This window comes from Streptomyces sp. (assembly GCF_050698815.1).
Classification (GTDB): domain Bacteria; phylum Actinomycetota; class Actinomycetes; order Streptomycetales; family Streptomycetaceae; genus Streptomyces.
The window spans coordinates 1-4,977 of record NZ_JBOHCV010000550.1; the positions used below are offsets into that span (position 1 = coordinate 1).

The 4,977-nt window shown below is 70.6% G+C and carries 5 protein-coding genes and 1 pseudogene; all 6 read left to right on the forward strand.

Going from position 1 to position 4,977, the window contains the following annotated elements:
* Positions 1-36 precede the first annotated feature (36 nt).
* Positions 37-360: an integration host factor, actinobacterial type gene (gene mihF / locus ACRDP3_RS19910; RefSeq protein ID WP_028431629.1), complete on the forward strand. Its 324-nt coding sequence runs from the start codon at positions 37-39 to the stop codon at positions 358-360.
* Positions 361-442: 82 nt separating this feature from the next.
* The gene (gene gmk / locus ACRDP3_RS19915) at positions 443-1,039 is read left to right on the forward strand and encodes a guanylate kinase (protein WP_431518329.1); all 597 of its coding nucleotides are present in this window, start codon (positions 443-445) and stop codon (positions 1,037-1,039) included.
* 49 nt (positions 1,040-1,088) lie between these two features.
* Positions 1,089-1,364 (forward strand): DNA-directed RNA polymerase subunit omega, encoded by a 276-nt coding sequence (gene rpoZ, locus ACRDP3_RS19920; protein WP_431518330.1) that lies wholly within the window; start codon positions 1,089-1,091, stop codon positions 1,362-1,364.
* 154 nt (positions 1,365-1,518) lie between these two features.
* The gene (gene coaBC / locus ACRDP3_RS19925) at positions 1,519-2,742 is read left to right on the forward strand and encodes a bifunctional phosphopantothenoylcysteine decarboxylase/phosphopantothenate--cysteine ligase CoaBC (RefSeq protein ID WP_431518331.1); all 1,224 of its coding nucleotides are present in this window, start codon (positions 1,519-1,521) and stop codon (positions 2,740-2,742) included.
* Positions 2,743-2,994: 252 nt separating this feature from the next.
* Positions 2,995-4,203 (forward strand): methionine adenosyltransferase, encoded by a 1,209-nt coding sequence (gene metK, locus ACRDP3_RS19930; RefSeq protein ID WP_431518332.1) that lies wholly within the window; start codon positions 2,995-2,997, stop codon positions 4,201-4,203.
* Positions 4,204-4,336: 133 nt separating this feature from the next.
* A pseudogene (locus tag ACRDP3_RS19935) lies at positions 4,337-4,977 on the forward strand (primosome assembly protein PriA); the annotation flags it as partial.

Here is a 4,977-nt window from a genome sequence, read left to right on the forward strand (position 1 = left end):
ATCCATTCCAACAGTTCTAACTGAGGTGACGTAGGCGTGGCTCTTCCGCCCCTTACCCCTGAACAGCGCGCAGCCGCGCTCGAAAAGGCCGCCGCGGCTCGCCGGGAGCGCGCCGAGGTCAAGAACCGGCTGAAGCATTCCGGCGCGACCCTGCACGACGTGATCAAGCAGGGCCAGGAGAACGACGTCATCGGCAAGATGAAGGTCAGCGCTCTCCTGGAAAGCCTGCCCGGCGTCGGCAAGGTCCGCGCCAAGCAGATCATGGAGCGGCTCGGGATTTCCGAGAGCCGCCGGGTGCGGGGTCTGGGCTCCAACCAGATCGCCGCTCTGGAGCGGGAGTTCGGCGGCGCGTCCGCCTGACCGGCCCGTGTGTGGCTCCGCGGGCTCCGGCCCGCGGAGGCCACGGTGGCGAGGCACCGCCGAGAACCGGGATAATCGCTGCATGAGTACCGCAGTCCCTCCGGGGGCGACCCCGGAATCCCCGGCCGGCACACCGCGGCTGACCGTGCTCTCCGGCCCTTCGGGCGTCGGCAAGAGCACGGTCGTCGCACATCTGCGCAATGTCCACCCCGACGTCTGGCTGTCCGTCTCCGCCACGACCCGCAGACCGCGGCCCGGCGAGGCCCACGGTTTGGAGTACTTCTTCGTGGACGACGAGGAGTTCGACAAGCTGATCGCCAACGGCGAGCTGCTGGAGTGGGCCTCCTTCGCCGGCAACCGCTACGGCACCCCCCGCAAGGCCGTTCTCGCACACCTGGAGCGGGGCGAGCCGGTCCTGCTGGAGATCGACCTGCAGGGGGCGCGGCTGGTACAGCAGGCGATGCCCTCGGCCCGGCTGGTCTTCCTCGCGCCGCCCAGCTGGGACGAGCTGGTGCGCCGTCTCACCGGCCGGGGCACCGAGCCGCCGGAGGTGATCGAGCGACGCCTGGCCGTGGCCCGTACCGAACTGGCCGCCGAGCCGGAGTTCGATGCGACCCTGGTCAACACCTCGGTCGAGGAGGTCAGCGCCGAGCTGCTAGCCTTGATGCGGATCGCTTGATTCGCTGATCTTTTTCTGAGTTTCACCACATTCCTCCGGAAGGCAGAGCGTGTCCTCTTCCATCTCCACGCCCGAGGGCATCATCAACCCGCCCATTGATGAGCTGCTCGAAGCCACCGACTCGAAGTACAGCCTGGTGATCTACGCCGCCAAGCGCGCGCGGCAGATCAACGCGTACTACTCGCAGCTCGGTGAGGGCCTCCTCGAGTACGTAGGGCCCCTGGTGGACACCCACGTACACGAGAAGCCGCTCTCCATCGCTCTCCGCGAGATCAACGCGGGCCTGCTGACCTCCGAGGCCATCGACGCCCCGGTCACCCAGTAGGCGCCGGACCGGCACACACCACGGGCCCGGCAGCGCGGCTGCCGGGCCCGTGGTGTGTCATGTGTGCGTAGGAGGCACGCCGGCAGGTACCCGTCAGGAACCCGCCGGGCATCCGTCAGGCACCCGGCAGGCACGGCGTGGGGAGAGACGAGCGATGGACCAGCGGCAACAGGACACACCCAGGGTCGTCCTGGGAGTGAGCGGCGGCATCGCCGCCTACAAGGCGTGCGAGCTGCTGCGGCGGCTGACGGAGAGCGGCCACGAGACACGGGTCGTGCCCACCGACGCGGCACTGCACTTCGTCGGCGCCGCCACGTGGTCGGCGCTGTCCGGTGCCCCCGTCGCCACCGAGGTGTGGGAGTCGGTGCACGAGGTCCCGCACGTACGCATCGGGCAGGCCGCCGACCTGGTGGTGGTCGCCCCGGCCAGCGCCGACATCCTGGCCAAGGCCGCCCACGGGCTGGCCGACGATCTGCTGACCAACACGCTCCTCACGGCGCGATGTCCGCTCGTCTTCGCCCCCGCCATGCACACCGAGATGTGGGAACACCCGGCCACCCAGGAGAACGTCGCCACGCTGCGCCGTCGCGGCGCCGTCGTCATCGAACCCGCCGTCGGCCGCCTTACCGGCACCGACACCGGCAAGGGTCGCTTGCCGGAGCCGGACGCGATCTTCGAGGTCTGCCGTGGCGTGCTGGCCCGCGGTGCCGGGGAAGCCGCCGTCGACCTGGCCGGACGGCACGTGGTGATCAGTGCGGGCGGCACCCGCGAGCCCTTGGACCCGGTGCGCTTCCTGGGCAACCGCTCCTCCGGCAAGCAGGGCTACGCGCTGGCCCGCACGGCCGTGACCCGCGGCGCCCGTGTCACCCTGGTCGCCGCGAACACCGAGCTCCCGGCACCCGCGGGTGTCGACGTGGTGCCGGTCGGCACGGCCGTACAACTCCGCGAGGCGGTCGTCAAGGCCGCCGCGGACGCGGACGCCGTGGTGATGGCCGCCGCGGTGGCCGACTTCCGGCCGGCGGTCTACGCCGCGGACAAGATCAAGAAGCGGGACGGAGCGGACCCCGAGCCGGTCGGGCTGGTGCGCAATCCCGACATCCTCGCCGAGCTGTCCACCGACCGTTCCCGGGCCGGTCAGATCGTCGTCGGATTCGCGGCCGAGACCGAGGACGTGCTCGCCAACGCCCGGGCCAAGCTGGCCCGCAAGCGCTGTGACCTGCTGGTCGTCAATGAGGTGGGGGAGCGCAAGACCTTCGGCGCCGAGGAGAGCGAAGCCGTCGTGCTCGGTGCCGACGGCAGTGAGACGGCGGTGCCCTACGGACGCAAAGAGGTGCTCTCGGACACGGTCTGGGACCTGGTCGCACTGCGCTTCCCCTGACCTCTCACACCAGGCGAAACCAGCCCTTCCGGTCGGTCCGGTATGCCGGGCAGGTCGTGACACGAGTCACCGCTCGAGCGGGCGTGAGCGGGCGTGAGCGGGCCTGCGCAGGTCACGCTCGTATCGAAGTTCGAGACTCCGTGATTGGATGCGACCGAAGATGGATAAACTGGCGTCGGACCGTGCTTGGGCGCAGCCCCCGACCGGTCCGCCCAAGAAGAGCCAGCAGCCGCTGCAACCCCAGGGAGCGATGTGTCCCGCCGCCTGTTCACCTCGGAATCTGTGACCGAGGGTCACCCTGACAAGATCGCTGACCAGGTCAGCGACACCATCCTCGACGCGCTGCTCAAGGAGGACCCGTACTCGCGGGTCGCCGTCGAGACAATGATCACCACCGGCCTGGTGCACGTGGCGGGTGAAGTGACGACCAAGGCGTACGCGCCGATCTCCTCGCTCGTACGCAACAAGATCCTCGACATCGGGTACGACTCCTCGAAGAAGGGCTTCGACGGCGCCTCCTGTGGCGTCTCGGAGTCCATCGGCCAGCAGTCCCCCGACATCGCGCAGGGCGTCGACACCGCCTACGAGAACCGTGTCGAGGGCGATGAGGACGAGCTCGACAAGCAGGGCGCGGGCGACCAGGGCCTGATGTTCGGCTACGCCTGCGACGAGACCGCCGAGTACATGCCGCTGCCGATCCAGCTCGCGCACCGGCTCTCCGAGCGCCTGTCCGGCGTCCGGAAGAACGGCACCATCCCCTACCTGCGCCCGGACGGCAAGACGCAGGTCACCATCGAGTACGAGGGCGACAAGGCCGTACGGCTCGACACCGTCGTCGTGTCCTCGCAGCACGCGGCCGACATCGACCTCGACTCGCTGCTCGCCCCCGACATCCGCGAGTTCGTGGTGGAGCCGGAGCTCAAGCGGCTCGTCGAGGACGGCGTCAAGCTGGACACCGACGGCTACCGGCTGCTGGTCAACCCGACCGGCCGCTTCGAGATCGGTGGCCCGATGGGCGACGCGGGCCTGACCGGCCGCAAGATCATCGTCGACACCTACGGCGGCATGGCCCGGCACGGTGGCGGCGCCTTCTCCGGCAAGGACCCCTCCAAGGTCGACCGGTCGGCCGCGTACGCGATGCGCTGGGTCGCCAAGAACGTCGTGGCGGCGGAGCTGGCCACCCGCTGCGAGGTCCAGGTCGCCTACGCGATCGGCAAGGCCGAACCGGTGGGCGTGTTCGTCGAGACCTTCGGCACCGCGGCCATCGACGTCGAGCGGATCGAGCAGGCGATCGGCGAGGTCTTCGACCTCCGCCCAGCCGCCATCATCCGTGACCTCGACCTGCTCCGCCCGATCTACGCCCAGACCGCGGCCTACGGCCACTTCGGGCGCGAACTCCCCGACTTCACCTGGGAGCGCACCGACCGCGTCGACGCGCTGCGCAAGGCCGCGGGGCTGTAACTCCCGCCTGCGGCAGCGCGATTGATCACCTCGCGGCCCGGTCACCCCGTTCTCCCGGGGTAACCGGGCCGCAGCCGTGGTCGCACCGCCGCTTCGGTCGTCGTTGTCCGTGCCGTCTGCTAAGACTGGGGCTGTGAGCAGCGACAACGGGCAGGGGGAGACCTCGGGGGCAGCATCGCGGGAGCCGCCGGAACAGCTCGCGCTGCTGCGCGAGACCGTGCGGAAGGCGAAGCCGCCCAAGGCCAGACCCCGCACCTGGCGGGGGGCGCCGCCGGCCGGGGAACTGCCCGTGGCGCGGGTCCTGGTGGACAAGGGGCTGGTCCACCTCGACCGGTATTTCGACTACGCGGTCCCGGCCGCCATGGACGAAGAGGCGCAGCCCGGCGTGCGGGTGCGGGTGCGCTTCGGCGCGGGGGAGAAGCAGGGGCGGCGGGAGGGCGGGGGGCTGATCAACGGGTTCATCGTGGAGCGGGTCGCGGCGAGCGACTACCCGGGTACGCTCGCCCCGCTCGCCCAGGTGCTCTCGCCCGAGCGGGTGCTCACGCCCCCGCTGCTGCGACTGTGCCGTGCGGTCGCCGACCGCTAAGCGGGCTCCCTCGCGGATGTCGTGCAGCTCGCCGTGCCCCCGCGGCTGGCGCGGGCGGAGAAGCGGAGCTCGCCCGATCCGCTGCCGCCGCCGGGGCCGCCCGAACCTGGCGGCTGGGTCCGTTACGCCGAGGGGCCGGGCTATCTGACGGCGCTCGCCGGGGGCGGTGCGCCTCGGGCCGTATGGAC

Bases quoted from the DNA above. Each gene is read 5' to 3' on its own strand.
- gmk (WP_431518329.1), top strand. From the start codon at position 443: ATGAGTACCGCAGTCCCTCCGGGGGCGACCCCGGAATCCCCGGCCGGC.
- coaBC (WP_431518331.1), top strand. From the start codon at position 1,519: ATGGACCAGCGGCAACAGGACACACCCAGGGTCGTCCTGGGAGTGAGC.